The 24,593-nt window shown below is 39.3% G+C and carries 25 protein-coding genes, 1 tRNA gene and 1 pseudogene; 25 read left to right on the top strand and 2 right to left on the bottom strand.

All coding sequences use genetic code 11. The features are described 5' to 3' along the window. Positions 1-39: 39 nt before the first annotated feature. From MHH31_RS12920 to MHH31_RS12910, 3 genes are read left to right on the top strand one after another with little or no spacing between them, the layout of a single operon-like run. Positions 40-1,497, top strand: a complete 1,458-nt coding sequence (locus MHH31_RS12920) for an ABC transporter permease (RefSeq protein WP_342494873.1) — start codon at positions 40-42, stop codon at positions 1,495-1,497. A 13-nt stretch (positions 1,498-1,510) separates the two neighbouring features. Next, on the top strand, positions 1,511-3,031 hold the full coding sequence (locus MHH31_RS12915) for an ABC transporter permease (RefSeq protein ID WP_342494872.1): 1,521 nt from the start codon (positions 1,511-1,513) through the stop codon (positions 3,029-3,031). A 20-nt stretch (positions 3,032-3,051) separates the two neighbouring features. Continuing rightward, positions 3,052-4,845, top strand: a complete 1,794-nt coding sequence (locus tag MHH31_RS12910; protein ID WP_096881713.1) for an ABC transporter substrate-binding protein — start codon at positions 3,052-3,054, stop codon at positions 4,843-4,845. Between the two features lie 132 nt (positions 4,846-4,977). Here MHH31_RS12910 and MHH31_RS12905 read toward each other — a convergent pair whose 3' ends face one another. After that, entirely contained in the window at positions 4,978-5,421 is a 444-nt protein-coding gene (locus tag MHH31_RS12905; RefSeq protein ID WP_008345974.1) for a YslB family protein, read from the bottom strand. Positions 5,422-5,704: 283 nt separating this feature from the next. On the opposite strand from MHH31_RS12905, the gene MHH31_RS12900 reads away from it, so the two are divergent. The 5 genes from MHH31_RS12900 (at position 5,705) to MHH31_RS12880 (ending at position 10,247) form a co-directional block, all read left to right on the top strand. Next, positions 5,705-6,313 (top strand): succinate dehydrogenase cytochrome b558 subunit, encoded by a 609-nt coding sequence (locus tag MHH31_RS12900; RefSeq protein WP_007501622.1) that lies wholly within the window; start codon positions 5,705-5,707, stop codon positions 6,311-6,313. Positions 6,314-6,350: 37 nt separating this feature from the next. Further along, positions 6,351-8,111, top strand: coding sequence for a succinate dehydrogenase flavoprotein subunit (sdhA, locus tag MHH31_RS12895; RefSeq protein WP_008345971.1), 1,761 nt, complete (start codon positions 6,351-6,353; stop codon positions 8,109-8,111). A gap of 1 nt (position 8,112) precedes the next feature. After that, a complete protein-coding gene (sdhB, locus tag MHH31_RS12890) occupies positions 8,113-8,877 on the top strand; it encodes a succinate dehydrogenase iron-sulfur subunit (RefSeq protein ID WP_008345969.1) in 765 nt (254 codons plus the stop codon). A gap of 123 nt (positions 8,878-9,000) precedes the next feature. Further along, entirely contained in the window at positions 9,001-9,459 is a 459-nt protein-coding gene (locus tag MHH31_RS12885) for a thioesterase family protein (protein ID WP_007501614.1), read from the top strand. Between the two features lie 71 nt (positions 9,460-9,530). Next, on the top strand, positions 9,531-10,247 hold the full coding sequence (locus MHH31_RS12880) for a biotin--[acetyl-CoA-carboxylase] ligase (protein WP_039166900.1): 717 nt from the start codon (positions 9,531-9,533) through the stop codon (positions 10,245-10,247). Positions 10,248-10,389: 142 nt separating this feature from the next. Here the strand turns inward: MHH31_RS12880 and MHH31_RS12875 are convergent, their stop codons facing one another. After that, positions 10,390-11,520: a PrpF domain-containing protein gene (locus MHH31_RS12875; RefSeq protein ID WP_046344165.1), complete on the bottom strand. Its 1,131-nt coding sequence runs from the start codon at positions 11,518-11,520 to the stop codon at positions 10,390-10,392. Positions 11,521-11,655: 135 nt separating this feature from the next. On the opposite strand from MHH31_RS12875, the gene MHH31_RS12870 reads away from it, so the two are divergent. The 17 genes and pseudogenes from MHH31_RS12870 to MHH31_RS12790 all read left to right on the top strand — a co-directional run. After that, entirely contained in the window at positions 11,656-12,516 is an 861-nt protein-coding gene (locus MHH31_RS12870) for a LysR family transcriptional regulator (RefSeq protein WP_007501609.1), read from the top strand. Positions 12,517-12,671: 155 nt separating this feature from the next. Further along, a complete protein-coding gene (locus MHH31_RS12865) occupies positions 12,672-13,988 on the top strand; it encodes a citrate:proton symporter (protein WP_024718630.1) in 1,317 nt (438 codons plus the stop codon). 206 nt (positions 13,989-14,194) lie between these two features. Further along, positions 14,195-14,419, top strand: coding sequence for a spore germination transcription factor GerE (gene gerE / locus MHH31_RS12860; protein WP_003184172.1), 225 nt, complete (start codon positions 14,195-14,197; stop codon positions 14,417-14,419). A 149-nt stretch (positions 14,420-14,568) separates the two neighbouring features. Beyond that, entirely contained in the window at positions 14,569-15,009 is a 441-nt protein-coding gene (locus MHH31_RS12855; RefSeq protein WP_007501606.1) for a MarR family transcriptional regulator, read from the top strand. A gap of 7 nt (positions 15,010-15,016) precedes the next feature. Further along, positions 15,017-15,835 carry a glutamate racemase gene (racE, locus tag MHH31_RS12850; protein WP_100218322.1) on the top strand — a complete coding sequence of 273 codons (819 nt, stop codon included), beginning with the start codon at positions 15,017-15,019 and terminating at the stop codon, positions 15,833-15,835. Between the two features lie 101 nt (positions 15,836-15,936). Then, positions 15,937-16,998, top strand: coding sequence for a GerMN domain-containing protein (locus MHH31_RS12845; protein WP_035701809.1), 1,062 nt, complete (start codon positions 15,937-15,939; stop codon positions 16,996-16,998). Positions 16,999-17,149: 151 nt separating this feature from the next. Continuing rightward, positions 17,150-17,878, top strand: coding sequence for a ribonuclease PH (rph, locus tag MHH31_RS12840; RefSeq protein WP_007501599.1), 729 nt, complete (start codon positions 17,150-17,152; stop codon positions 17,876-17,878). 10 nt (positions 17,879-17,888) lie between these two features. Further along, positions 17,889-18,491, top strand: coding sequence for an XTP/dITP diphosphatase (locus tag MHH31_RS12835; RefSeq protein WP_342494871.1), 603 nt, complete (start codon positions 17,889-17,891; stop codon positions 18,489-18,491). Positions 18,492-18,505: 14 nt separating this feature from the next. Continuing rightward, on the top strand, positions 18,506-19,030 hold the full coding sequence (locus MHH31_RS12830; RefSeq protein WP_008345914.1) for a metallophosphoesterase: 525 nt from the start codon (positions 18,506-18,508) through the stop codon (positions 19,028-19,030). A 120-nt stretch (positions 19,031-19,150) separates the two neighbouring features. Continuing rightward, positions 19,151-19,224: transfer RNA gene (locus MHH31_RS12825), tRNA-Arg, on the top strand. A 439-nt stretch (positions 19,225-19,663) separates the two neighbouring features. Further along, entirely contained in the window at positions 19,664-20,107 is a 444-nt protein-coding gene (locus tag MHH31_RS12820; RefSeq protein WP_342494870.1) for a GIY-YIG nuclease family protein, read from the top strand. Between the two features lie 778 nt (positions 20,108-20,885). Further along, on the top strand, positions 20,886-22,124 hold the full coding sequence (locus MHH31_RS12815) for a PIN domain-containing protein (protein ID WP_342494869.1): 1,239 nt from the start codon (positions 20,886-20,888) through the stop codon (positions 22,122-22,124). Positions 22,125-22,141: 17 nt separating this feature from the next. Continuing rightward, complete coding sequence (locus MHH31_RS12810; protein WP_342494868.1) at positions 22,142-22,480, top strand: hypothetical protein; 339 nt, start codon at positions 22,142-22,144, stop codon at positions 22,478-22,480. 86 nt (positions 22,481-22,566) lie between these two features. Next, positions 22,567-22,863, top strand: a complete 297-nt coding sequence (locus MHH31_RS12805) for a hypothetical protein (RefSeq protein WP_342494867.1) — start codon at positions 22,567-22,569, stop codon at positions 22,861-22,863. A gap of 125 nt (positions 22,864-22,988) precedes the next feature. Continuing rightward, positions 22,989-23,276, top strand: coding sequence for a hypothetical protein (locus MHH31_RS12800; protein ID WP_342494866.1), 288 nt, complete (start codon positions 22,989-22,991; stop codon positions 23,274-23,276). A gap of 174 nt (positions 23,277-23,450) precedes the next feature. Beyond that, positions 23,451-24,278: a hypothetical protein gene (locus tag MHH31_RS12795; RefSeq protein WP_342494865.1), complete on the top strand. Its 828-nt coding sequence runs from the start codon at positions 23,451-23,453 to the stop codon at positions 24,276-24,278. Positions 24,279-24,361: 83 nt separating this feature from the next. Further along, a pseudogene (locus MHH31_RS12790) lies at positions 24,362-24,540 on the top strand (HNH endonuclease); the annotation flags it as partial. Positions 24,541-24,593 lie beyond the last annotated feature (53 nt).

Raw genomic sequence — 24,593 nt, 5'->3', positions numbered from 1 at the left:
TTTTGGAACGAACATTCATGTGAAAGGGGGAACGATGGGTTGTCGAGAATGGTAGCTGTAAAACATGATGAGATTGGCTGCGTATCTCATCCATCCTGGGTTAGTCGAATATTTCAAGACATTCAATCGCGCCGCGCATATCAATTAGTGCTGTGGATTGTTGGTTTACCCGTGCATTTGTTTGTGTTTTTTTATTATTTACATAAGAGTAAACAAGATACATATATTCATGTATTAGAAGAAGTGAAGGCTCGTTTAGATGTTTCCGGTGTTAAAGAGAAAATGAGAGCGGATATTCAGCAGCAAGTGTTGAGGAAAAAAGAATTCTTCCATGAAAAAATAGATCCACATGAGATCGACAGCCTCACTCACCAGTGGACAGAAGAAGCCTTTCAAAAAACAGTGAAATTGAAGGTTGAGGAAGAGCTCAAAAAACAAGGTCAGTCGAAAGTCACGTTTCACACGGTTTTTGCTTCACTATTATCTAAACGGCTTTTTCTTATGGTGACATTGATTCCAGGCTTACCAATGTACATTCTGCTTTTTTTATACCGGCATGCATTCTTGAAATATGTTGTTGAACGGCTGCTTATGAGTGTATTGGTGATTATCGGTGTAGTCATTCTTGTCTTTACCATTCTCTATTTCTCTCCATTTGATCCAGCAGTAAATATTCTTGGAGAATCCGCAACAAAGGAGCAAATCGCAGCTTTTAATCACCTATATGGTCTAGATCAACCATATATCCAACAGCTTTGGAATGCTTTAAAAGGACTTTTCACATTTGATCTAGGAAAATCGTTTACCGGAAATGAAGAAGTGGCAACAAGCATAGCGAGTAAATTTCCTATCACGCTCACATTAGCTGTTTGGTCACTCGTCATGGCGATTGTGATTGCCATTCCAATAGGGGTTATTTCTGCAACAAGACCGTATTCATTTTTTGATTATTCGTTCATGTTTATCGCATTACTTGGGTTGTCTATTCCAAATTTTTGGCAAGGACTCATTTTCATTTTGAACTTTTCGATTAAATGGAAATGGCTTCCCGCCACGTATTCCCCAGAAAATTGGTTATCGTTACTCATGCCAGTCATTGTCCTTGGTACGGGGTTAACTGCCTCGATTGCTCGGATGACCAGGTCATCTATGCTCGAAGTTATTCATGAAGATTACATGATTACAGCAAAAGCAAAGGGGCTAAGTCAGCAGTATATTCTATGGCGACATGGAATTGGCAATGCCATGATTCCGATTATTACCGTCATTGGACTGCTTTTCGGCGGCATGCTTGGAGGAGCGGCTGTTACAGAAAAGGTATTCAACATTAGTGGGATTGGAAGCTATATTGTTGATAAGCAGTTTATTCCTGATATTCCGAGTATTTTGGGAGGGGTTGTATATGTGGCGATTACCATCTCCGTCGTGAATGTCATCATTGATATTTTATATGCATTTTTTGATCCTCGTATTAGATCAAAGATGAAACAATATTGAAGTAGGTGTAGGAATGTCAGCAACGATGAAGTCGATTCACTCTCATGAGCAGCATCACGTGAAAAAGCGGTCTATCGAGTATATTGGCGCAAAATTCACATCTGTTGCATCAATTGTCATGACCATTCTTTTCTTTATAAACAGCGTTGATATTGCGAATCAAACCGTGAAGCCACTGATGTTCAGTGTATCTTTTATTTACCTTTTCTTTTCGCTTATTCAAGTCAGTATTTCATGGAAAATGAAGAATGATCTAGAAAAGACAGGTGTAATTCAAACCTTCACGAGGCGTCTAGGTTATGTGCAGCTGTTGAGTCTTTTGGCCGGTCATCTCATCATCACCGTTTTTGCCTTTAGTCTCATAAAAGAAAGAAAATCTCTGGCATATATATTTGCTTTTTACATGCTGATCAATCATATCGTGATCATGGCTTTGTCCGCTCTTAATTTATTCAAACCCTATGTAACGGATTCCTTTCCACTTGCTATGCTGATTCTGCTTGTCATCGGTCTCTTTTATACGGCAGTATTTGTGTTTGTCATCAAGCAGGAGGATAGAAAGGTATCACCGGTAGCAGGAACATATTTTGCTATTGCCCTTGTGTTTTCATCTGTGATGGGCAACGTATTTGCTCTTCTTCTTGCGATACAGCTTGCGGTGAAAACAGGACATATCAAAAAATATCGTTTTGAAAAATGGCGTTCCATCTGGGAGAAAATAACGAGAAACCAAGCAGCGATGCTAGGACTGTTGTTCATTGTTTTTGTTTTTTCTCTGTCAATGTGGAGTGTGTTTACCTTCGATTATGACTTGGCGGTTGAAAATCAATATGGTGCTATTTTGCAAACACCAAGTCTTGCTTATCCACTTGGAACTGATCAATTTGGCCGTGATGTATTTTCGCAAATTGTCTTTGGGGCAAGAATTTCCTTACTCGTTGGCTGCATTTCAACCCTTATTCCAGCTGTCATTGGAGGTTTTTTGGGGGCGATTGCAGGATACTACACGCCAAAAATAGATCATGTCATTATGCGGCTGCTGGATGTTCTTTATGCCATCCCTGGCATATTGCTGGCGATCGCGATCATTGCAGCATTTGGAGCCAATATTGTGAACTTGATCATTGCTCTTAGTGTAGGAGCGATTCCGACCTATGCCAGAACAATGCGTGCCAATGTCATGATGATTTCTAATCTCGAATATGTTCACTCAGCCCGTGCATTAGGTGCTAGTGATTGGTCTATTATTTTTAAAGAAATTGTCCCTAATGCACTCGCGCCGATGATTGTGAAAGCCACTTTGACAATTGGGTCGGCAGTGATTGCGACAAGTAGTTTGAGTTACTTGGGCCTTGGTGTTGAACCTCATATTCCGGAATGGGGAAATATATTAAAAGCGGGGAGTACCTATCTAGAATCTCATGCCTATCTAGCAATTTTTCCAGGGCTCGCCATTATCATGCTTGTCTTATCATTTAACTTTTTAGGTGACGCATTACGGGATGCGTTAGATCCAAAATTAGATGAAATGTAAAAACACAAGGGGGAAATATTATGAAAAAAAGTGTATTACCATTGCTCATCATATTGCTTCTCGTATTAGCAGGCTGTGTCAATACGAAGTCAAGTGTAGGAAATGAAGAAGGTAGTCAAGCGTCGAAAGAAACCATTGAATTACTTGGAATGAGTAGCAGTGAAGATGACCTGAATATTGTTCGAGATCAATTGGTCAAGAGTGGATTTAAAGTAAAACTCAATATTCAGCCTGATTATGGCAGCTATACAGCTCAAAAGGATGCCGGGAATTATGACATTGTTCTTTCGAGTTGGACGACTGTGACGGGGAACCCTGATTATGCGGTTCGTGGCCTGTTTAAAACCGGTGCTGATAACAGCATCATGTCAGATAAACAAATCGATCAATTGATTGACAAAGCAGCAACAGAAACGCCTGTCGAATACATTCAAACGTATCAAGAATTAGAAAAGCGTCTCGTCTTTGATAAGGCCTATATTGCGCCGCTTTACAATTCATTGAAAGCTCAAGGTGTGAACAAAGGTGTGATCAATGAGAAGACCGTTCGTCTAGCTAAATCTCGGGCAGTTGCATGGGAATCAATTGATTTTAACGATTCATCCAAAAGAAATAAAGATCCGCTCATCACGCAGCAGGCACTGGCTTCCCTTACATCGCTTGATCCGATCAAAGGCAATGATGGATCAATTAATACACTGAATACAAATATGTATGTAAGACTTGTGAATTTGACAGATGATGATAAAGTCACATCAAAAGGTTCACTTTCTTGGAATCATGCCGCAGCAAAAGATAAAACACATTATTACTTCTTATTAAGAGACGATATCCGTTTTGCAAAGGTGGAGAATAAAAAAGCGATGGATTCGGGTGAACGCGTAGGTGCAGATGATGTGGTTTTTTCACTGAACAGAGCCAAGGATAAAAACGCAGTACCAGACCATCGTACATACTCATTGCATGAGCATATTCAAAGCGCAGAGGTTGTTACCGATCTATCTGAACTGAAAGCAACATCTGGTAATGGCGGTACGATCAAAGAAGAATTAGAAAAAGATGTGCAACAGAAGGTGCAAAAGCTCGTAAAAGATAAAGAAGATGCAGACAATCAAGCAGGTGCGTATCAAGTGGTCAAGATCACGACAACAGAGCCATTCCCGCAAGTATTAAATTATTTAGCCCATCAATCAGCAGGAATTGTTTCTAAGAAACAGATAGAGCGTGTAAACACATATGATATGGATGCCTTTGATCCAGCAAAGGATATCCCATATGGTGATCAGCGTACAATCACGGAAGGAAAAATGTATAACAATCAATTGTTTGCGAGTGGTCCATACATTTTATCGTATAAAAACGATTATGAAGCCGTTTTTTATAAAAACCCTGCATATATGAAAGGCACAGAGAACGAGCCAAACATTTCTCAAGTCACCGTTCGATTTATTGAAAATCCTGATAGTGCACTGTCTGCACTTCGAAATGGTGAAATTCATATTTTTAATGGTATTCCTGAAACAAAATATGATGTGGTCGAGAAAGACAGCAAGCTCGCCTTGCAAAAAAATCAGAGCAATGCGGTTGCTTATCTATTATTTAACACATCTAAACGCGAAGTGGCAAAAAGTGAAGAATTACGAAAAGCCATCCTTTACTCAATCAATCAAGAGGAATTCGTCAACTTCTATCAAGGTCATAAAAACAAGGCTTCATCCACAGTCAGTCCGCTTGTCGAAACAAAAAATGAGTTAAAGCCAGACGCAGAAAAGGTGAAGGGATACTTAACGACATATCAAAAAAGTAAAAAATGAAAAAGGAGCATCTACTCCGAATGGGGGTAGATGTTTTTCTGATGAAAGGAAATCCAGCTTCTGTGTGTATGCTATGATAGAAGGGTATATAAAAAAGGCGTGACACGAAGTCCTCGCCTTTCATAAGCAGTGTTAGCTAGGGTCTCTTAAATCCCATTTAACGGTTAAAATGACTTTATCAGCACGCTTTTTTACTTGTTCATAGGATTCAGCCACGTGCTCATTGAGAAGCTGAATCTGTTCAGCGATAAAACCTGCTTCCATTTGAAAGCATGGCTCCTTTTGATAGCTGAGTCGATTCGATACAAGTGGACCTTCGAGCTCAAACTCAATTTCCTGTTTTTTAGAATGGACCATCGTGAGAGTTCCCCATCCGGCATCATGGAAAAATTCGGGGATCTTTTCCCATGACTCTTGAGGAAATTTACGAGCAAGCAGTTTACCCGCAAAATACATCATAGATGAATGATCCTGACCAAGAATGTCAGGCAGCAGAACTTCGCGTATCAGCTCGTAGGCAAATCCATTGACTTCAATTTCTTTTAGCTGTTCTAAGTTAGATTCGAATTTATTCATTGTATGGCTCCCCTCTTTCAACAATTTATTATAGCTTATGTGGGCATATGATGACAGAGTTTTCCCTGAAGTCTAAGAAATTCTTATTGTAGTAAAACGAATTTTGATTTAAAACTTTTAAATTTCGGAAAATTTTAATTTATGTACGCGGTTTCTTGACGCTTTTTTGACATAGGAGTAAAATGAAATTGTCAATAAATTTGAATAAAGTGCTTACAATTGAAAGAAGCGGGGGTAAGACAATTTTCAAGCAATTGCACTTTTTTTACTAGGGGGTAAAGTAATGTCGGGGAACAAAGAATTTTTTTATCGGAGATTGCATTCTTTGCTTGGCGTCATTCCGGTCGGTCTATTTTTAGTACAGCACTTAGTGATTAACCACTTTGCGACGAATGGACCAGAGGCGTTTAACAAAGCTGCACACTTTATGGAACAGCTTCCATTCAGATATGCACTTGAGCTGTTCGTGATTTTCTTACCACTGATCTATCATGCTGTTTATGGGGTGTACATAGCCTTTACGGCACAAAACAACACGTCTCGCTTCAGTTACTTAAGAAACTGGTTGTTCAGACTGCAACGGATTACAGGTATCATCACATTGATTTTTGTCACTTGGCACGTATGGGAAACACGCATACAAGCGCAGCTTGGAGCTGAAGTAAACTATGACATGATGGCGAATATTTTAAGCTCTCCATTTATGCTAGGTTTCTATATTGTCGGCGTTTTATCTACTATTTTCCACTTTGCTAATGGCTTGTGGTCATTTGCTGTCAGCTGGGGAATTACAGTTTCACCACGCTCACAAAGAATCTCCACATATGTGACATTAGGTATATTTATAGCGCTTTCATATGTAGGGCTAAGAGCAATTTTCGCTTTTGTTTAAGAGGAAATAGATTAGTAGAAGAGGGAGAGGGGCTACAATGAGTAATTCTAGCATCATCGTTGTCGGAGGCGGCTTAGCTGGTCTCATGGCAACTATCAAAGCAGCAGAAGCGGGAACAGCTGTTAAACTATTTTCAATCGTACCTGTGAAACGTTCGCATTCTGTTTGTGCACAGGGCGGAATTAACGGAGCGGTCAATACAAAAGGTGAAGGAGATTCACCTTATGAGCATTTTGATGACACGGTATATGGCGGAGACTTTTTAGCTAACCAGCCGCCAGTAAAGGCAATGTGTGAAGCAGCGCCGTCCATTATCCACTTACTTGATCGTATGGGTGTAATGTTTAACAGAACACCAGAAGGATTACTGGACTTCCGCCGTTTCGGGGGAACACAGCACCACCGTACAGCATTTGCTGGTGCGACAACAGGTCAGCAGTTATTATACGCACTAGATGAGCAGGTTCGCCGCTATGAAGTAGCGGGTCTTGTGACGAAATATGAAGGCTGGGAATTCCTTGGTGCTGTCTTAGATGACGAGGAAGTATGCCGAGGCATTGTCGCGCAGAACTTGACGACAATGGAAATCGAATCCTTCCGTTCAGATGCTGTCATCATGGCAACTGGCGGTCCTGGTATCGTATTTGGTAAATCAACGAACTCCATGATTAATACCGGATCAGCTGCATCGATCGTTTATCAGCAAGGTGCTCATTATGCTAATGGAGAATTCATTCAAATTCACCCAACAGCGATCCCAGGAGATGACAAGCTGCGTCTCATGAGTGAATCAGCTCGTGGTGAAGGTGGACGTGTTTGGACATATAAAGACGGAAAACCTTGGTACTTCCTTGAAGAAAAGTACCCAGCATACGGGAACCTTGTACCGCGTGACATTGCAACGCGTGAAATTTTCGACGTATGTGTTGAGCAAAAGCTTGGGATCAACGGAGAGAACATGGTATACCTTGATCTTTCTCACAAAGATCCGAAAGAGCTAGATATTAAGCTTGGCGGAATCATTGAAATCTATGAGAAATTCATGGGTGATGACCCGCGTAAGCTTCCGATGAAAATTTTCCCGGCTGTTCATTATTCAATGGGCGGATTATGGGTTGATTATGATCAAATGACGAATATCAAGGGCTTGTTTGCTGCAGGAGAATGTGATTACTCTATGCACGGCGGAAACAGACTTGGTGCAAACTCATTGCTTTCTGCGATTTACGGCGGAATGGTTGCTGGACCAAATGCTGTGAAATACATTAGCGGTCTTGAAAAGTCTGCAGAAGATTTATCATCTGCAACATTCGACAGTGCCGTGAAGAAAGAGCAGGAGAAATGGGACAACATCCTTAGCATGGATGGCACAGAAAATGCATATGTGCTTCATAAAGAGCTTGGAGAATGGATGACGGATAACGTTACAGTGGTTCGTTACAACGAGAAGCTCTTAAAAACAGACCAGAAGATCGAAGAACTAATGGAGCGCTATAAGCATATTAACATCAACGATACAGCTTCATGGAGCAACCAAGGCGCTGCCTTCACGCGTCAGCTTGACAACATGCTTCAGCTGGCACGCGTCATTACGATTGGGGCTTACAACCGGAATGAAAGCCGAGGCGCACACTATAAACCGGAATTCCCAGAAAGAAACGATGAAGAATTCCTAAAAACAACGATGGCTACGTTCAAAGGGAAAAACCAAAAACCTGCATTCCACTATGAGGACGTCGATGTATCGTTAATTGCACCTCGTAAACGAGATTACTCGAAGAAAAAGGTGGAGAAATAAGATGAGTGAAAAAAACACGATTCAATTTATTATCACACGTCAAGATACAGCAGATGGCAAGCCTTATGATGAGGAATTCGAAATCCCTTACCGTCCAAATATGAACGTCATTTCCGCACTCATGGAAATCAGACGTAACCCGGTCAATAAAAAAGGTGAAAAAACAACGGCTATTAACTGGGACATGAACTGTCTTGAAGAAGTATGCGGCGCTTGTTCCATGGTCATTAATGGAACGCCTCGCCAGTCATGTACAGCACTGATCGACAAATTAGAGCAACCGATCCGTCTTCAGCCGATGAAAACTTTCCCGGTTGTGAGAGACTTGCAGGTTGATCGAAGTCGTATGTTCAATTCATTGAAAAAAGTCAAAGCATGGGTGCCGATTGATGGCACATATGATCTTGGACCTGGACCGAGAATGCCTGAGAAAAAGCGTCAATGGGCGTATGAGCTTTCGAAGTGTATGACATGTGGTGTCTGCCTTGAAGCTTGTCCAAACGTGAATGATAAGTCTTCCTTTATGGGCCCTGCACCGCTTTCACAAGTTCGTCTATTTAACGCACATCCGACAGGTGCAATGAATAAGTCTGACCGTTTAGAAGAAATTATGGGTGATGGCGGTCTTGCAAACTGCGGGAACTCTCAAAACTGTGTGCAGGCTTGTCCGAAAGGAATCCCGCTCACAACATCAATTGCAGCACTTAACCGAGATACAACATTACAAGCTTTCCGTAACTTCTTCGGAAGCGATCACGCAGAATAACATCACATTCAGTCCTCCTTGCCAATCATGATGAGTGTTTACAAGAGGCTGGATGCAATAACATAACAAACGCCTCTTCCAATTCGGGAGAGGCGTTTTGTTTGCGAATAAGGAGTGGATCAAATGAGGCTGCCGTCATATATTGAAGAACCGTTTGAAGAGTGGAGGGCATCGTTTCGATTTTATGTGGAAACAACCGTCCGTTTTTCAGAAACGGATATGTTTGGTCACATGAACAATGTCACCCCGTTTGTGTATTTTGAAGAGGCGCGGATTGCCTTCTTTCAAAAAACGGGAATTGTAGATAAACGAATGAAGCGAGCGCGAGAGACGATTACGGTCGTGGCAAACCTTCAATGTGATTACATCAAGCAAGTGGAAATCGGTGAGAGGCTGCGTGTGTATGTAAAGCCAGAAAAGGTTGGATCAAGCTCTCTCATCCTTCATTATTTAGGAGAAAATGAACAGCAAGAACCGTGTTTTACAGGCTCAGTCACGATGGTGCAAATAAGTAAAGACACCGGTGCCCCTGTACCGTTTACAGAAGAGGAAAAAGAGACTTTTCAGGCCCAGCGACATTAAAGAATCACGGTCACTTGTTTCATTTTGTTATAATAAAAGAATCATATTGAAGAAGAAACAAAGGAGAGCACATGAAGATCTTTCAATACGACACCATTGATAGTACAAATAATGAAGCGAAGAGGCTCATTCAGCAAGGAGAAGCCCCTTCATTTGCCGTATATGCCCGGCAGCAGACAGCAGGGAGAGGCAGGCTTGGCAGACCGTGGGAAACACCTACAGGGAATGTGGCTGTCACGATGACAGTAAAACCGCCAGTAGATATCTCCACCCAATCAACGATTGCCCCGCTGACGGCACTCGCCATTTATGATGTACTCAAACCACTCATGAGAAAAGATGATCAGCTGGCAATCAAATGGCCAAATGATCTATTGATTAATGAAGCGAAAGTATCTGGCACATTAATTGAAGCAGACCGCAGCGCCATTTACATCGGTGTGGGCATCAATGTAGAGACAAAGCCGGAGCACGTTCCGTATAAAACCGTTTGCCTATCAGAACTGACTGAGGTGAAAGCGGACCAGCTAGTGAAAGATTTGGCAGCGGCCTTTGAAAAATACCATGCACGCTGGCAAATGGAAGGATTTGAAGCCCTCACTGCCCTCTACAACAAACGATTATATCGGCTGAATCAACCGCTTCGTATTTCATTAGATCGTGAAAAGCAAACATGGCAGGAAGGGATTTGCTGTGGTGTGAACCGTTATGGTCATATTCAGTTAAAAGATGATCAAGGACATATAAAAGCCCATTCAGCAGGAGATATTGATGCACCGCCCAAGTAGACAATTTCTTGTTCGATGAGTGTGTAGACAAACCGTTGTATTCGATGTTAGAACGGATTGCTTTAAGATCTTCACACTGAAAAAAAGACAAAGAGCTAAAATCAGTTCATTTTAGCTCTTTGTCGACAAGATGACGTCTCATTTATGCTTCTCTTTTTATTTGAGGTTGAACCATGTAGTCTTTTTTTGTAAAGACCACTCCATCTAGGATTTCTCTTGCGGTTCGAATGACTTTCACTCTGTTTTGTGAGATATCAATTTCAGTTTGCATAATACCAGCAGGATGACCAATTCGAAGTGTATCATCTTGACCTTCAAACAGCTGTGCCGGAAGCGTTTGATCCATGAAACAGCTGGCTGACACACAGACAGATCCGGTAATGGCAAGTGCTTGGTGCGGTCTTTGCATCGATAGCATCCGAACGATGATGTCCATATCTGCTGCTCTTCTCAATATTCCATTTGTATCTACATAATCAGCAGGCTCGCTAATAATTGCAAGCTTAGGAACAGCTGGAGACTGTAATGTGGCCAGTTCTTTTGGTGCAAAGTGGCACATTTCAGCAGCGATGGAACGAATCTCTTCTAAATCATCCAGCAATTCGTCTGTAAACTCTTCAGGTAATTCAGTTCCTTTTAATTGAATATCTTTGGCACGGACAAAGGCGATTGGATTTGCAATGTCAACGATTGAGATCGGAATCTCTCCAAACTTTGTCTGGATCGTATCCATTTTGTTTCCAGTCGGAAAGGTTTTACCTGTGACAGCGCCTTCAGGTTTCTCAAAGGATAAATAAATGGGAGAACCTGTTCCTTTCACTCCTGGAATTTCTGCCTGTCCTTCAAATTTCACTTCTCCGTTCTCGACTTCTACCTCTGCCACAATGATTTTATTCGTGTTGGTATTCAAAATACGTACCGTTGTGACAGGCTCAACTGCTTGGACAAGTCCTTTAATGATGGCATACGGCCCAACTGCTGATGAGATATTCCCGCAGTTTCCTTTAAAGTCCACAAATCTTTCATTGATGCTGACTTGTGCAAACGTATAGTTCACATCCACATCTGGACGAGTAGCTTTGTCGATAATGGCCACCTTACTTGTTAAAGAATTACCGCCCCCGATTCCATCAACCTGTAGCCTGTCAGGGCTGCCCATAATGTCTAATAGAAATGCTTCGAGCTCATCGTGTTCGTAAGGTGCATCATTGGCTTGAATGAAGACCCCTTTGCTTGTACCGCCTCGCATGATTGTGATTGGAACTTTTCTCATTGCTCTCACCCTCAATTGTTTAGTTACTATTTATCTAATCAAAATGGTAAAGTATAATAAGAAATAAGTTAAATACATTATTTTAAGAGAAACCGATAAATTATTTTTATAACAAGGTTAAAAGGAGGGCACACAATGGATGAGAAAGATTGGCGGTTTTTAAAGGTGCTATATGAAGAGAAGAACATCACAAAAGCGGCAGAAAAATTATTTGTCTCGCAGCCTGCCTTAAGTTATCGATTGAAACAGCTTGAAGAGGAATTTGACATGAAGCTTTTCTTTAAAAGAAAACGAGGCATTGAATTTACATCAGAGGGCGAATACTTGGCTAAATACGCAAATGACATGCTCAAGCAGCTCCAGCAAACGAAAGATGGCATGCTCAATATGCAAAAAAAGGTCAAAGGAACGATCCGACTAGGGGTGTCGAGTAACTTTGCTCAATATAAACTGCCGGAAATTTTAAGAGAGTTTTCTAAGCAGTATCCACATGTTCAATTTATGGTGAACACAGGATGGAGCACAAAAGTCATGGATTTATTAGGGACATCAAGTGTACATTTAGGGATTTTAAGAGGAGATTACGACTGGAATGGAGAGCGATTTTTGCTTGATAAAGAACGCCTTTGTATCATTTCAAAATCAGAAATACAGCTAAAGGACCTACCAAAACTGCCGCTCATTGACTATCACACGGATAGTTCATTAAAACGATTGATTAACAGATGGTGGCAGGAGACGTTCACGATGCCTCCGCTTGTGACAATGGAGACAGACAGGCAAGATACATCAAAAGAGATGGTGAAGCATGGTTTAGGTTATGCCATTGTCCCGGAAATTTGCCTCAGACCAAGTGATGAGCTATTTGTAAAAGGTCTTTCGTATAAAGATGGACAGCCTGTTTTAAGAGATACATGGCTCATGTACCAGCCAGATTCCCTTCATTTGTCTGTTGTGAAAGCATTCATTGAGTTTTTAAGAAGTCAGCAAGGCTAATTATAAAAAAAATTTATTGAATAGACGAAAAAATCGATATTTTCATTATAAAAAAAGCTATTATATCCTTGAAATAGAAAGCGCTAACATTTCGGGCCGCAAGTGCAAAAGGGGTGCTTGTGGATCGTGTAAAGAAGAGGATGGAGGGATATGAAGTGCTAGCTATTTTAGGGATCTTGATGGTCGTGACTTTTACATTTCTTATTATGACAAAACGTATGCATCCGGTGGTGGCTCTCACCGTTGTGCCAATCATCTTTGCATTAATCGGTGGATTTTACAGCGGATTAGGGGACATGATGCTTGATGGACTCAAGACCGTTGCACCATCTGCTGCTTTATTGTTATTTGCCATCTTATTTTTCGGTGTCATGCTGGATGCTGGATTGTTTGACCCATTGATCAAACTGATTTTACGTCTTGTGAAAGGCGATCCGGTCAAAATTGCTTTTGGGGTAGCGATTTTGTCTATGCTTGTTGCATTAGATGGTGATGGGACGACAACGTACATGATTACCGTATCAGCTATGTTGCCACTTTTCTTAAGAATTGGGATGAACCCACTGATTTTAGGGACGATTTCATTATTATCACTAGGCATTATGAGTGGAATGACGCCTTGGGGCGGTCCAGCTACTCGTGCGATTGCTGCACTTGGTTTAGATGCAGCGGAATTCTTCATTCCATTACTCCCGACGATGATAGGGGGCGGTCTTTTTATCCTTTTTACAGCGTATGTTCTTGGAAAAAAAGAACGGAAGCGCATTGGGGTTGCCGAGATTCAGTATAAAGAAGAGGTCTCGATCTCTCCAGAATTGGCGGCATCAATTGAAGATGGCGTTGCAGATATGAAGAGACCAAACCTGATTTGGGTCAACTTCTTCCTGACGATTGCTGTCATGGCCACACTTGTATTGGATATCGTACCGATTCCTGTACTCTTTCTCATTGGCTTTGTCATTGCGCTTATGATCAACTATCCAAAAGTTGAAGATCAGCGCGAGCGGATTTTATCGCATGCAGGAAATGCCTTAACGGTCATTACCCTTGTGTTTGCAGCAGGAATTTTCACAGGCATTTTTTCGGGAACAAAAATGGTGGAGTCCATTGCTAACTTGGTCATTTACATGATTCCGGATTCATATAGCTCATTTTTTCCACTCATTGTCGCTTTGACGAGTATGCCATTTACATTTGTTCTTTCAAATGATGCTTATTATTTCGGGGTGCTGCCAATCTTAGCTGAAGCCGGCGCAGCTTACGGAATTGATCCAGTGGAAATTGCGCGCGCCTCTATTATCGGACAGCCTGTCCATTTACTGAGTCCGCTTGTCGCTTCCACATTACTGCTTGTGAGTATGCTGAATAAAGATATTGGTGATTTGCAAAAGTACGCACTGCTATGGACCGTACTCACAGCCCTGTTTACAACACTTATTGCTCTTTTAACAGGAGCCATTTCGATATTTTAAAAGCTTGTTTGATAAAGGACGATGTCTCTATAGAGCACTCGTCCTTTTTTGTGCGGTTTGAAGGCGAGGAAATTGGACGCTGATCTGCGGGAATTCTCGATTTTAACGTCACCTACCTCAAGTACCCGGCATATGATATCTCGACTATACAGAATCCCATTCTATAGAGACTAGAGCTCTCACCTTAGCAAGGAGGGTTACAATACTTGAAGGAGAAAGAGTTTCAATCCAAGCCGCTATTAACCAAAAGAGAAAGAGAAGTATTCGAATTGCTCGTCCAAGATAAAACAACAAAAGAAATTGCAAGCGAGCTTTTTATTAGCGAAAAGACTGTTCGAAATCATATTTCGAATGCCATGCAAAAGCTAGGAGTTAAAGGTCGTTCACAGGCCGTAGTCGAGCTTCTGCGTATGGGTGAGCTAGAGCTCTAACGTCAGCCGGTTTTCCTTCCGCACCAGGGAGGAGCCGGTTATTTCTATATCGTTTCCATGAGTCTCTTCTTGCAATTTCTTTGAAAAACGAGGAAAATAGGAATGTACGTTTTAATCAAAGTGAGATGCTATAGTGAGGTATCAATGAAATGGAAACGAATGAGTCAGGCCATGTTGCAGAAATTGAAAAATCATTGCGCCATATTGCTGCAATCATTAAGCAAAAAGGTAGAGAAATTCTGAATCAATATACGATTACACCTCCTCAATTTGTAGGGCTTCAGTGGCTTTATGAATTCGGAGATATGACAATAGGTGAGCTATCACAAAAGATGTATTTGGCTTGCAGCACGACAACCGATTTAATTGATCGAATGGAAAAAAGTGAACTTGTTGAACGGGTGAAAGATCCGTCTGACCGCCGCGTGGTTCGCATTCATTTATTGCCTGAAGGTGAGCGGATCATTCAAGAAGTGATTGTCAAACGCCAAGAATACGTCAGTGAACTTCTAGGGGCTTTCTCAGAAGAAGAAGCCATCGTTTTCAACCAATCTTTAACGAAACTACAGCAGCAAATGAAAAGAAAATGAGGCGATTTTGTTGGATCAACCCATCGGCGTGATTGATTCCGGCGTAGGCGGTTTAACCGTTGCGAAGGAAATCATGAGACAACTGCCAAAAGAAAAAATTATTTATGTAGGCGACACAAAACGATGTCCATACGGCCCTCGAGCAGAAGAAGAGGTTCTTCAGTATACATGGGAAATGACGCACTACCTATTAAGACATCACCATATTAAAATGCTAGTCATTGCGTGTAACACTGCGACGGCGATAGCACTTGATGAAATTAAAGCAACACTTGATATCCCGGTCATTGGCGTGATCCAGCCCGGAGCCCGCACAGCGATCAAGGTCACAAACAATCAGCATATTGGCGTCATCGGCACAGCCAATACGATCAAAAGTGAAGCCTATAAAGAAGCACTGCTTTCTTTAAAAGCAGGACTAACTGTTCAAAGTCTGGCATGTCCAATGCTTGTGCCGTTTGTGGAAAGTGGTACGTTTTTAGATCATACAGCAGATGAAGTCGTAAAAGCTTCTCTTGAACCGATGAAAGAAACAGGCATTGATACGCTTATTCTTGGCTGCACACACTACCCGATTTTAAAAGAACCGATTCAGCGCTTTATGGGCAGTGGCGTCAACATCATTTCTTCAGGAGACGAGACTGCGAGAGAAGCGAGCACCATTCTTTCATATAAAGGGCTGTTAAATGATTCGAAGGAAGAGCCTGTTCATACTTTTTATACAACAGGGCAGCAGCAAAACTTTCAAAACATCGCTCAAGACTGGTTCGGCTACCTGCCAGGAAAGGTCGAAACGGTTTCGCTTGAACACGTATATCAGCAATAACCTACTTCTCATGGAAGTGGGTTATTTTTTTATGAAAAGGGTCTAATCCTCTGAGGGAGCTCGTATACATACTAGTACAAACCACTAGAGGAGGGTGAAGTATGCTGAAAAAAGGAACTACAGCAGCTGTTACGTGTATTGCGTCAGCCATGCTTTTATCAGGATGCGGATTGTTTCAAACAGACCAAGCGAAAACAGAGATTGATCCACCACAAAATGTCACGTTTGTGAAAGAAAATAAAGAAGAGAAACAAACAGCGAAAGAAGGAAAAGAAGAGAAGCAAGCAGATACCGTCATGAGAGAATTATATTTAATTGATAAAAATGGGTATGTTGTGTCTCAATCCATTCCGCTACCGAAAAACGAAGGAAGTGCGAAACAAACACTTGAATACCTCGTAGACGGGGGACCGATTTCTAACTTGATGCCAAATGGATTCAGAGCCGTGCTGCCGGCGGACACGAGCGTATCTGTCGATATTAAAGATGGCACTGCGGTTGTGGATTTCTCAAATGAATTCAAAAATTATAAAAAAGAAGATGAACAGCGCATTTTGCAATCGGTCACTTGGACATTAACGCAGTTTGATTCAGTAGCGAAAGTCAAATTAAAGATGAATGGCCATGAATTAAAAGAGATGCCTGTGAATGGGACGCCGATTTCAGATGATTTAAGCAGAGAGGACGGCATTAATATTCAGCACGAGGCTGCGGCTGATATGACATCAACAAAGCCTGTGACCGTCTACTATTTAGCTGAATCTGACAAACAGACGTACTATGTCCCGGTGACCAAAAGAGCGCCAAAAGACGATGATGATCCAATTACAGCAGCCATTGATGAGCTCGTCTCTGGGCCAAGCAAAACAAGCCAATTGCTGACAGACTTTGATCAAGATGTGAAGCTGAATGATGTCCCGAAAGTAAAAGACGGTCATGTGACACTTGATTTCAATGAATCCATTTTTGGCAGTGCAGATGAAAAGAAAAAAGTCATTTCACAAAAAGTTCTTGATAGCATTGTGCTGACATTAACAGAGCTGCCAGATGTGAAAAGCGTGTCTGTGAAGGTAAACGGAAAGGCAGAGCTTGTGAACGAAAAAGGAACAGAACTCACAAAGCCAGTTTCAAGACCAGAACAAGTGAATACAGGTAGTTTTTAACGTCACACATTGATATAATGGAGAAAAAGAGGCATGCACATTCGCTGCCTCTTTTTTATTCCAAGCGATTAGAACGGATCGAGGTTGTCAAAGTTAATAGGAGAACCCCGCTGACACCCGCGCGGAATGTATATTGTAACGGAGGTAAAACATGAGATTAGATGAAAGACAATACGACGAATTAAGAAAAATTGAAATACAGGCAGGCTACATCACGCACCCAGAAGGCTCTGTCTTAATCTCAGCGGGAAATACGAAGGTGATTTGTAACGCATCTATCGAGGACCGCGTACCTCCTTTTTTAAGAGGAGAAGGAAAAGGCTGGATTACAGCAGAATATAGCATGCTTCCTAGAGCAACGGCTCAAAGAACGATAAGAGAATCATCTAAAGGAAAAGTCACAGGACGTACAATGGAGATCCAGCGTTTAATTGGACGAGCTCTGCGCGCAGTCGTTGACTTAGAAAAGCTTGGTGAGCGCACCATTTGGATTGATTGTGATGTTATTCAAGCAGACGGTGGAACACGCACAGCATCTATCACAGGTGCATTTGTGGCCATGACACTAGCGATTCAAAAGCTTCAATCAGAAGGCGTTTTGAAAGAAAATCCGATCACTGATTATTTAGCCGCAATATCCGTCGGAATTGATTCTAAACAGGGACTTCTGTTAGATTTAAATTATGAAGAAGATTCTTCAGCTGAAGTGGATATGAATGTCATCATGACAGGCGCTGGACGCTTTGTTGAACTTCAAGGTACTGGCGAAGAAGCGACATTCTCAAGAGAACAACTAAACGGACTGCTTGATTTAGCCGAAAAAGGCATCAAAGAATTAATTGAAAAGCAAAAAGCAGTGACAGGAGAAGTTATCGAATAAAGAGAAGGGTTTGATCAGGATGAAAACTGCCATCATCGCAACGCACAATGCGGGCAAAGCGAAAGAATTCAAAGCCATTCTTGAGCCAAAAGGATTCACGGTCAAAACACTAGCGGACATCGGATTTACGGAAGAGATTGAAGAAACAGGACATACCTTTGAAGAAAATGCGATCATCAAAGCTGAGGCCATTCTAGCCAAAGCAGGTGAAATGGTGATTGCAGACGACTCGGGTCTGTCGATTGATTACCTTGGCGGAAAACCTGGCGTCTATTCAGCGAGGTACGCGGGCGAGCATAAAGACGATGCAGAGAACGTGGAAAAGGTGCTGAATGAGCTGCAAGGCATCGAAAAAGAAGACCGCACTGCTAGATTCAGATGTGCCCTGGCTGTCAGTATACCGGGGAAAGAGACCAAAACGGTAGAAGGATCAGTAGAAGGCTTTATCGCAGAAGAACCGATCGGCGAAAACGGCTTCGGATACGACCCAATTTTCATCGTCAAAGACAAAGACCAGACGATGGCCGAGTTATCACCAGAGGAAAAAAACAAGATCAGCCATCGAGCGGTCGCGCTTCAAAAGCTTTCATCACTGCTAGACGCAAATGAATAAGGGGGAATGAAGCCATGAAGATACTCATCATTAGTGACAGTCATGGACTCACAGACGAACTTCAAACCATTGCCAAGAGGCATGCGGCTGAAGTGGACATGATGATTCACTGCGGAGATTCAGAACTCGAAACGAACCACCCAGCACTCGAAGGATACAAAGTCGTCAAAGGAAATTGTGACTTTATGGGCGATTTTGAAGAAGAACTCCTGCTCCCACTGGATGGAGGCGGAAAACTATTTCTCACTCACGGACATCTGCATGGCATCAAACAATCCTTGCTTCAAGTCTACTACCGTGCAGAAGAGCTAGGCGCAGACATTATCTGCTTTGGCCACTCGCACATCCCAGGCAGTGAACTGCTAAGAGGAAAACTCCTCATTAACCCAGGCAGCGTGCACCTGCCAAGAGTGCGCAAAGAGCGCAGCTATGCTATACTGACACTAGATGGAAGCGAAGCAAACGTACAGTTTTTCACGGACGAAGGTCACGTCATACAAGACCTCGAAAACACTGTCACATTGGAAGGTATTTCATAAGGGTGCAGCATTTGCCCCTTATGAAAAAACTTTCGAAAAACCGTTGACTTTAAAGAACAATAGTAATATAATAAATCTTGTCGCTGAGGTAATACGCCAAAGCACACTACATAACAACATGTCCCAGTAGCTCAGCAGGATAGAGCAACGGCCTTCTAAGCCGTCGGTCGGGAGTTCGAATCTCTCCTGGGACGTACTAAATCGGGTAAGAAAGCCCGTTAAATCAACCTCTTATATCGTATAGTGAAACGGTCAGTATAACGGTCACGTAAGAAATTACACCTGTTATTGGCTTATATCACTTTCGGTATAGGAGGTTTTTTGTTGTGATCAAAAGTAAAGGACGATTAGATGTAAAAATTGATGTAGATGGGCTACTCGAAGGGCGGTCAGTTATCATTACACAACGATTAATAAAACTGTGATTTTAATAAGAATAAACAATGTTCTATTCTGTTTGTCACAATGAGCTATATTGGATTGTGAAAGAATGTACTTAAACTAATGAGGCAGTTTAGTGCAAGAAAGCTATGATACAATTAAAAGGGTAAAAAGAGAAAAAAGATAGGTTTCATTTGAGAAAGAATTTTTTATTTTTTTATGACATCACTTATAGAACAAGGAGTAAGGAAAATGGGAATGAAAACAACGAGAAAAAATTATACTGAATGGGAATTGAAACATTTAAATAAACCGTTATCGTTTGATGATGTGTGGGAGTTAGGAAAAGAAAAATATAGATTCGATACTCAAGATTTAATAGGTATATATGTATTTCAGAACATTAAAACTAACCGATTTTATGTAGGTAGCTCACATCATATTTTTGGCAGGTTGAAATCCCATGCTTCCTCTATAAAATCAGGAAAGCATAGTTATGCAGAAATAAATGAAGATTTTAAAAAATACGGAAAGGATAGCCTTGTATTTAAAATATTAACATATTGTAATAAATCACAATTACATAGGTTTGAAAAAAGTTGGCTCCAAACTTATAACGAAAAAGAAAAGCTATATAATAAAGCTGAACTTGATAATTGGGATACGGCAAAAGGAAGATGGGCTAGAAATAGGTAGTGAAAAAATAAATGAAAAGTTAATGCAGTGCAAATTAAGCTATAACAAAGATGAAATTGACCTTTCAACTATGTTGATTAATTACGTAAAAACGGAAAAAGAAGCGGATGGCTCTGAAGCACCTTAAATGGTTGCCAGAGCTTTTTTAAATTATTCACAGGTTTAGAATGAGGTGTAGTAATATTGATTCTGAGTGGTCTAGAGGAAGTTGACCTTACTATTTCAAACATCATTCGGTAAATTTCCGACACGACTCGAATAATAGGTGTAATTTAGTGTGGTAAAGTGATTAACCAAGATAGTGATAAACTGATGTTGTTCGATAAAGATAATCGATTATAGAGGTGTATTCTAATAAGTCATTTCAAAAGTAAAGATATCTCTGCTTTTATCATGTTGTTTTCGATAAGCTATATGTAAATCTAGAGCGTGGTCAGACGCCATTCTTTAGATATGTAAAGCTCATTTGACGTTACATTACGATATATCGGGATTACACAAGGTGCAATGGATAAGACAATGGAAGACTTCGGTTTATAGTCCCACCTGTACTAATGACAGGTGGATGTTTCTAATGTTTCAGTAATTAGTTTAAAAATGAAATTCGACTTTTTATCAGGAAACCCCATATTCCAAGAGAGTAGGTTTGTTGTAATAGGTCATAAATTTAAGGACCTTTTTATAGCAGATGGTGTTTCGTTCGACAAAATTTGCATTTACTTCAAATTAGGCAATTATGTTCGATAATCATTATGAAATCTGTATAGGAGGAATTAGATTGAAAGAGAAATTTCGCGAATTTTATTTTGATAAAGAAGATAAAAATATATGGGAAGAGTCCATAATTGTTATTGATACTAACGTTTTATTGAACTTATATAGATACACTAAGGAAACTTCAGATCAAATTCTCGAGCTATTAGATAAATATAAAGAAAATTTATGGATGCCACATCATGTAGGATTAGAATATCATTACAATAGAAAATCAGTTATTTTAGAACAGAGAGGATCGAATGAAAAAGTATGTTCAGCTTTTCAACAGATACCTGACAAAATTAGAGACATACTCAATAAAGATCTGTCAAATTTTAAAAAGAGACATAAAGATGACTTAGATTCTTTAGTTTACGAGATTAAAAAAGTAATTGAGGTAAAGGTACATAATTTAAAAAAGATTAGTGAAGAAGATGATCTTTTACAAAGTGATTCGATAAAATCAAAAATCACTGATTTGTATAGTCATAGAGTCGGTAACCCCTATTCTGAAGAAGAATTGAAAGGTATTATGAAAGAAGCAGACAATAGATTTAATAACGAAATACCACCTGGTTATAAGGATGTTAAAAATAAAAAAGGTATTAAATATTATAATGGGGTACAGATTCAAAACAAGTATGGTGACTTCATTCTTTGGAAACAGGTATTAGATTATGCCGTCGAAAATAACACAAATATAATTTTCATAACCGATGAAAAAAAAGAAGATTGGTGGTATGAAGCTAAAGGAAGAATTATTGGTCCTAGAGTAGAATTGTTGAATGAATTCTCTAATAAATCAGAGAAAGATTTTTATATGTTTAGCTCTATTGGATTTATAGAAATAAAGGGTGGTTTAGATCAATCAGCTGTTTCAGAGGTTAAAGAAGTAAGTGAAGCGTTTAAAACCAAGTTGTTTGAAGAGCAATACGAAGATGCTATTTTTTATAATATGAAAGGTGAAAAATTTAAAATCCCTTTTTCATTTAAAATGAATGAATTAAGTGAAGAAGATAAGAGTGAATTAATGATTAAATTTTGTAAATTCATAGTAAATAAGCTGCACTATTTTAATGAAAAACCTCTATACTTCGATGAGTTATTCAATCTACTTAAAAAGAAATTTGGTAGACCATATACTGAAATTATATTAGAAATTCTAATGAACGATATTGAAATTAAATTAATAAATGATGTGTCAGGCCTTATAGTGGATATTGATAGCTTTAGTCGTTATGTCTATAATGAGCTCTTTTAAAAAATAGGAGGATATAAATGAAATTTGATAAAAATTTGATTAGTTGTTTTAATATTTTTAAAAGGATTCAAATTAGTTATGAACCTGATATTCTAGGATTTGATGAGAGTATATGGCATAAAATACTTGGTCATGATTTATTTGTAACTAGAACTGGAGTACTTTTATTGATTCATTTGGAGAATCCAGAAAATGGTGAAGAGTATACATACAGTTTTCCCGATATCATAAAAGTGGAGTTAGCTAATTCCTCTAATAGTCATGAAAAATGGTATCTTTACTCTTTGGATAGGTCAAAATTTAAAGAAGATATTCGCAATGAAGAAATGATTTACCGACTTATTTTTAGTAAATAAAGCATCCTAAGGGGTGCTTTTTCTAAATGATATGTTAAAAATCGGGTTATTTAGTCACTTGAACTTAAATAATATGGAGGTTTCCAATGAAAAATTTTCTTCTTGTTTTATCCGTACTTTTAGTTGCTTTATTCGGATGCTCTAATCAAAATGTTACTAAGTTAAATGGAGATAAACTTAAAGAATCATCAAGAGAAGAAAAAATGACACAAAAGAAACATGACCTCACTAAAGAAGACAAAAAAATTATTAATTTTATTAAAAATAAAGAATATGATCATGTTATTAAAGAGACTAGGGATTTAGAAAATGAATTTAAAAAAGATTATTATTTTATAGCTTCCGCATACAAAAAGTTAGAACAGTTAAAAGTGCTAAAGTGAGTTTAGATAATTATGATGATTATACTTATGTTGATGCAATGTTAGATAAAGTAAAATACAAAAACAGTCATGCAGATTTAGATTTTCTTCAAACCCAATAAAATAATAAAAAACACATAGATTCTTTGCAAAAGGATAAAGATGATCAAATTCAAGAAAATATTAAGGAAGTGGAAGAAGCCGAAAAGTATTCTGCTATAAGAGAAAGAGCAACTGTGATAGAAGAGAGAACTAATAGGCCTCAAAGTGTTTCTGTTGGTATATCTAAAGAAGAAGTATTAATTGAAGGATGGGGGAAGCCTAAAAAAACAAAAAAAATTCAAACAGCAGATCATACTATGGAGCAGTGGATTTATAAAGGGAATAAGTATTTATATTTTGAGAATGGGATTCTAAGCACTATATCAAATTGAAATAGGTGTATAGAGTTAGTTGAAAGTGCTCGGTACTAAACGTGGGCTTTTTTTGAGATTATTTTCATTAACTCACCATAACGAGAAAATGTCCAGCTCATTTTAAATAAAATCGCTGAACAGCAAGAGGGGCAAAGGATTCAGCGATTCCCTGAGGTAGACACAATAATAGATATGGTTAATTGGTGGATTAATAACTTTTCTAGTTATATAATGTCTTTAAAAAGAGAATGGGGATTTATGGTGATAAATAAAAAAATAGGAATTGGTCATTTTGTATACAATATTATTATTGCACTCTTAATCATTACATTTACATTAGTATTAGCTTTTGGTAGCGATAAAGATGCCGGAAATCAAGTTAATGTTATGGCTACAGGAATTTCTATAATACTAGCGGTTATAGCTATTTTAATGACTTTAGTAGACGTAGCTGGTCAAAGGCAGTCTATCGTTGATATTAGAGAGACTGCTGAGAAATTAGCTGAGTCACAATCAGTTTCTCAAGATACTATACAGAAATTAAAAGAAACATTAGAAGAATTAATTGATTTTAGACAAGAATTATTAAAATCTGTTTCAGATTACAGAAATGGCACCGAGGAATTAATACAAGGATTATTTAAAAAGGAAGAGCAATCTATAAGCAGAGAAGAATTAGACGAATTATTAATTAAACTTAATGAGAAAACTTCAGATTTAGACACAAAAATTGCTAAAGGTGAATCCATTAGAATTATCCCAGAAAAAGTAATAATTAATGATTTTAAATACTGGGTTAGAAAAAAATACGAAAATAAGGAAAAAATAGACATTATTAGTTTTTTAAATGAAATCAATCGAAACTTTTCTTCTCGAGATTCTCAAGTAATTACTGTGTTCATCAAATATAAACACTTTACATATTACGATACACAAGAAGAAGGTGAATATGTTGACTTAGAAGCGATAAAGAAAGTTGAATATACAGGGACAGGTAGTGGCTTCAAGGCAATTATATAAGTTTTGATAAAATGGCACACTTTTGGCAAAGCATTTTGTTTGAGAGCGGTTATGATGGTATTAGGTGAAAATTGAGAGCGTCTTCCACTTTTTATAAATCAAGAGAATGGAAACAGACAAGACAACTTGTTCTAATGAGAGACAATTATCTTTGTCAAAGCTGTTTAAAACAAGCTCGTGTCGTTCCTGCTGTCATGGTTCATCATAAAGTGGAACTAGACTTAAACAAACGCCTAGACTAAACAACCTTGAAAGCATGTGTATATCACGTCTGCATCTGAATATCACGATGGGTAACAATAGTAAACTGAAGAG

The sequence above is a fragment of the Bacillus sp. FSL K6-1033 genome, from assembly GCF_038630765.1.
In the GTDB taxonomy this organism is placed as follows: Bacteria; Bacillota; Bacilli; order Bacillales; family Bacillaceae; genus Bacillus; species Bacillus altitudinis.
Note: the sequence above shows the minus strand (reverse complement) of the source record. Positions and strands in the feature narration are given on the sequence as shown.

What these genes read in the sequence shown, in the direction of transcription:
- MHH31_RS12820 (WP_342494870.1), top strand. Translation starts at nt 19,664, where the DNA reads ATGGGAATGAAAACAACGAGAAAAAATTATACTGAATGGGAATTGAAA.
- MHH31_RS12915 (WP_342494872.1), top strand. Translation starts at nt 1,511, where the DNA reads ATGTCAGCAACGATGAAGTCGATTCACTCTCATGAGCAGCATCACGTG.
- MHH31_RS12855 (WP_007501606.1), top strand. Translation starts at nt 14,569, where the DNA reads ATGGAAACGAATGAGTCAGGCCATGTTGCAGAAATTGAAAAATCATTG.
- MHH31_RS12875 (WP_046344165.1), bottom strand. Translation starts at nt 11,520, where the DNA reads ATGAGAAAAGTTCCAATCACAATCATGCGAGGCGGTACAAGCAAAGGG.
- MHH31_RS12905 (WP_008345974.1), bottom strand. Translation starts at nt 5,421, where the DNA reads ATGAATAAATTCGAATCTAACTTAGAACAGCTAAAAGAAATTGAAGTC.
- MHH31_RS12810 (WP_342494868.1), top strand. Translation starts at nt 22,142, where the DNA reads ATGAAATTTGATAAAAATTTGATTAGTTGTTTTAATATTTTTAAAAGG.
- MHH31_RS12845 (WP_035701809.1), top strand. Translation starts at nt 15,937, where the DNA reads ATGCTGAAAAAAGGAACTACAGCAGCTGTTACGTGTATTGCGTCAGCC.
- MHH31_RS12910 (WP_096881713.1), top strand. Translation starts at nt 3,052, where the DNA reads ATGAAAAAAAGTGTATTACCATTGCTCATCATATTGCTTCTCGTATTA.
- MHH31_RS12805 (WP_342494867.1), top strand. Translation starts at nt 22,567, where the DNA reads ATGAAAAATTTTCTTCTTGTTTTATCCGTACTTTTAGTTGCTTTATTC.
- MHH31_RS12870 (WP_007501609.1), top strand. Translation starts at nt 11,656, where the DNA reads ATGGATGAGAAAGATTGGCGGTTTTTAAAGGTGCTATATGAAGAGAAG.
- MHH31_RS12900 (WP_007501622.1), top strand. Translation starts at nt 5,705, where the DNA reads ATGTCGGGGAACAAAGAATTTTTTTATCGGAGATTGCATTCTTTGCTT.
- MHH31_RS12830 (WP_008345914.1), top strand. Translation starts at nt 18,506, where the DNA reads ATGAAGATACTCATCATTAGTGACAGTCATGGACTCACAGACGAACTT.
- sdhA (WP_008345971.1), top strand. Translation starts at nt 6,351, where the DNA reads ATGAGTAATTCTAGCATCATCGTTGTCGGAGGCGGCTTAGCTGGTCTC.
- rph (WP_007501599.1), top strand. Translation starts at nt 17,150, where the DNA reads ATGAGATTAGATGAAAGACAATACGACGAATTAAGAAAAATTGAAATA.
- MHH31_RS12880 (WP_039166900.1), top strand. Translation starts at nt 9,531, where the DNA reads ATGAAGATCTTTCAATACGACACCATTGATAGTACAAATAATGAAGCG.
- MHH31_RS12885 (WP_007501614.1), top strand. Translation starts at nt 9,001, where the DNA reads ATGAGGCTGCCGTCATATATTGAAGAACCGTTTGAAGAGTGGAGGGCA.
- sdhB (WP_008345969.1), top strand. Translation starts at nt 8,113, where the DNA reads ATGAGTGAAAAAAACACGATTCAATTTATTATCACACGTCAAGATACA.
- MHH31_RS12795 (WP_342494865.1), top strand. Translation starts at nt 23,451, where the DNA reads ATGGTTAATTGGTGGATTAATAACTTTTCTAGTTATATAATGTCTTTA.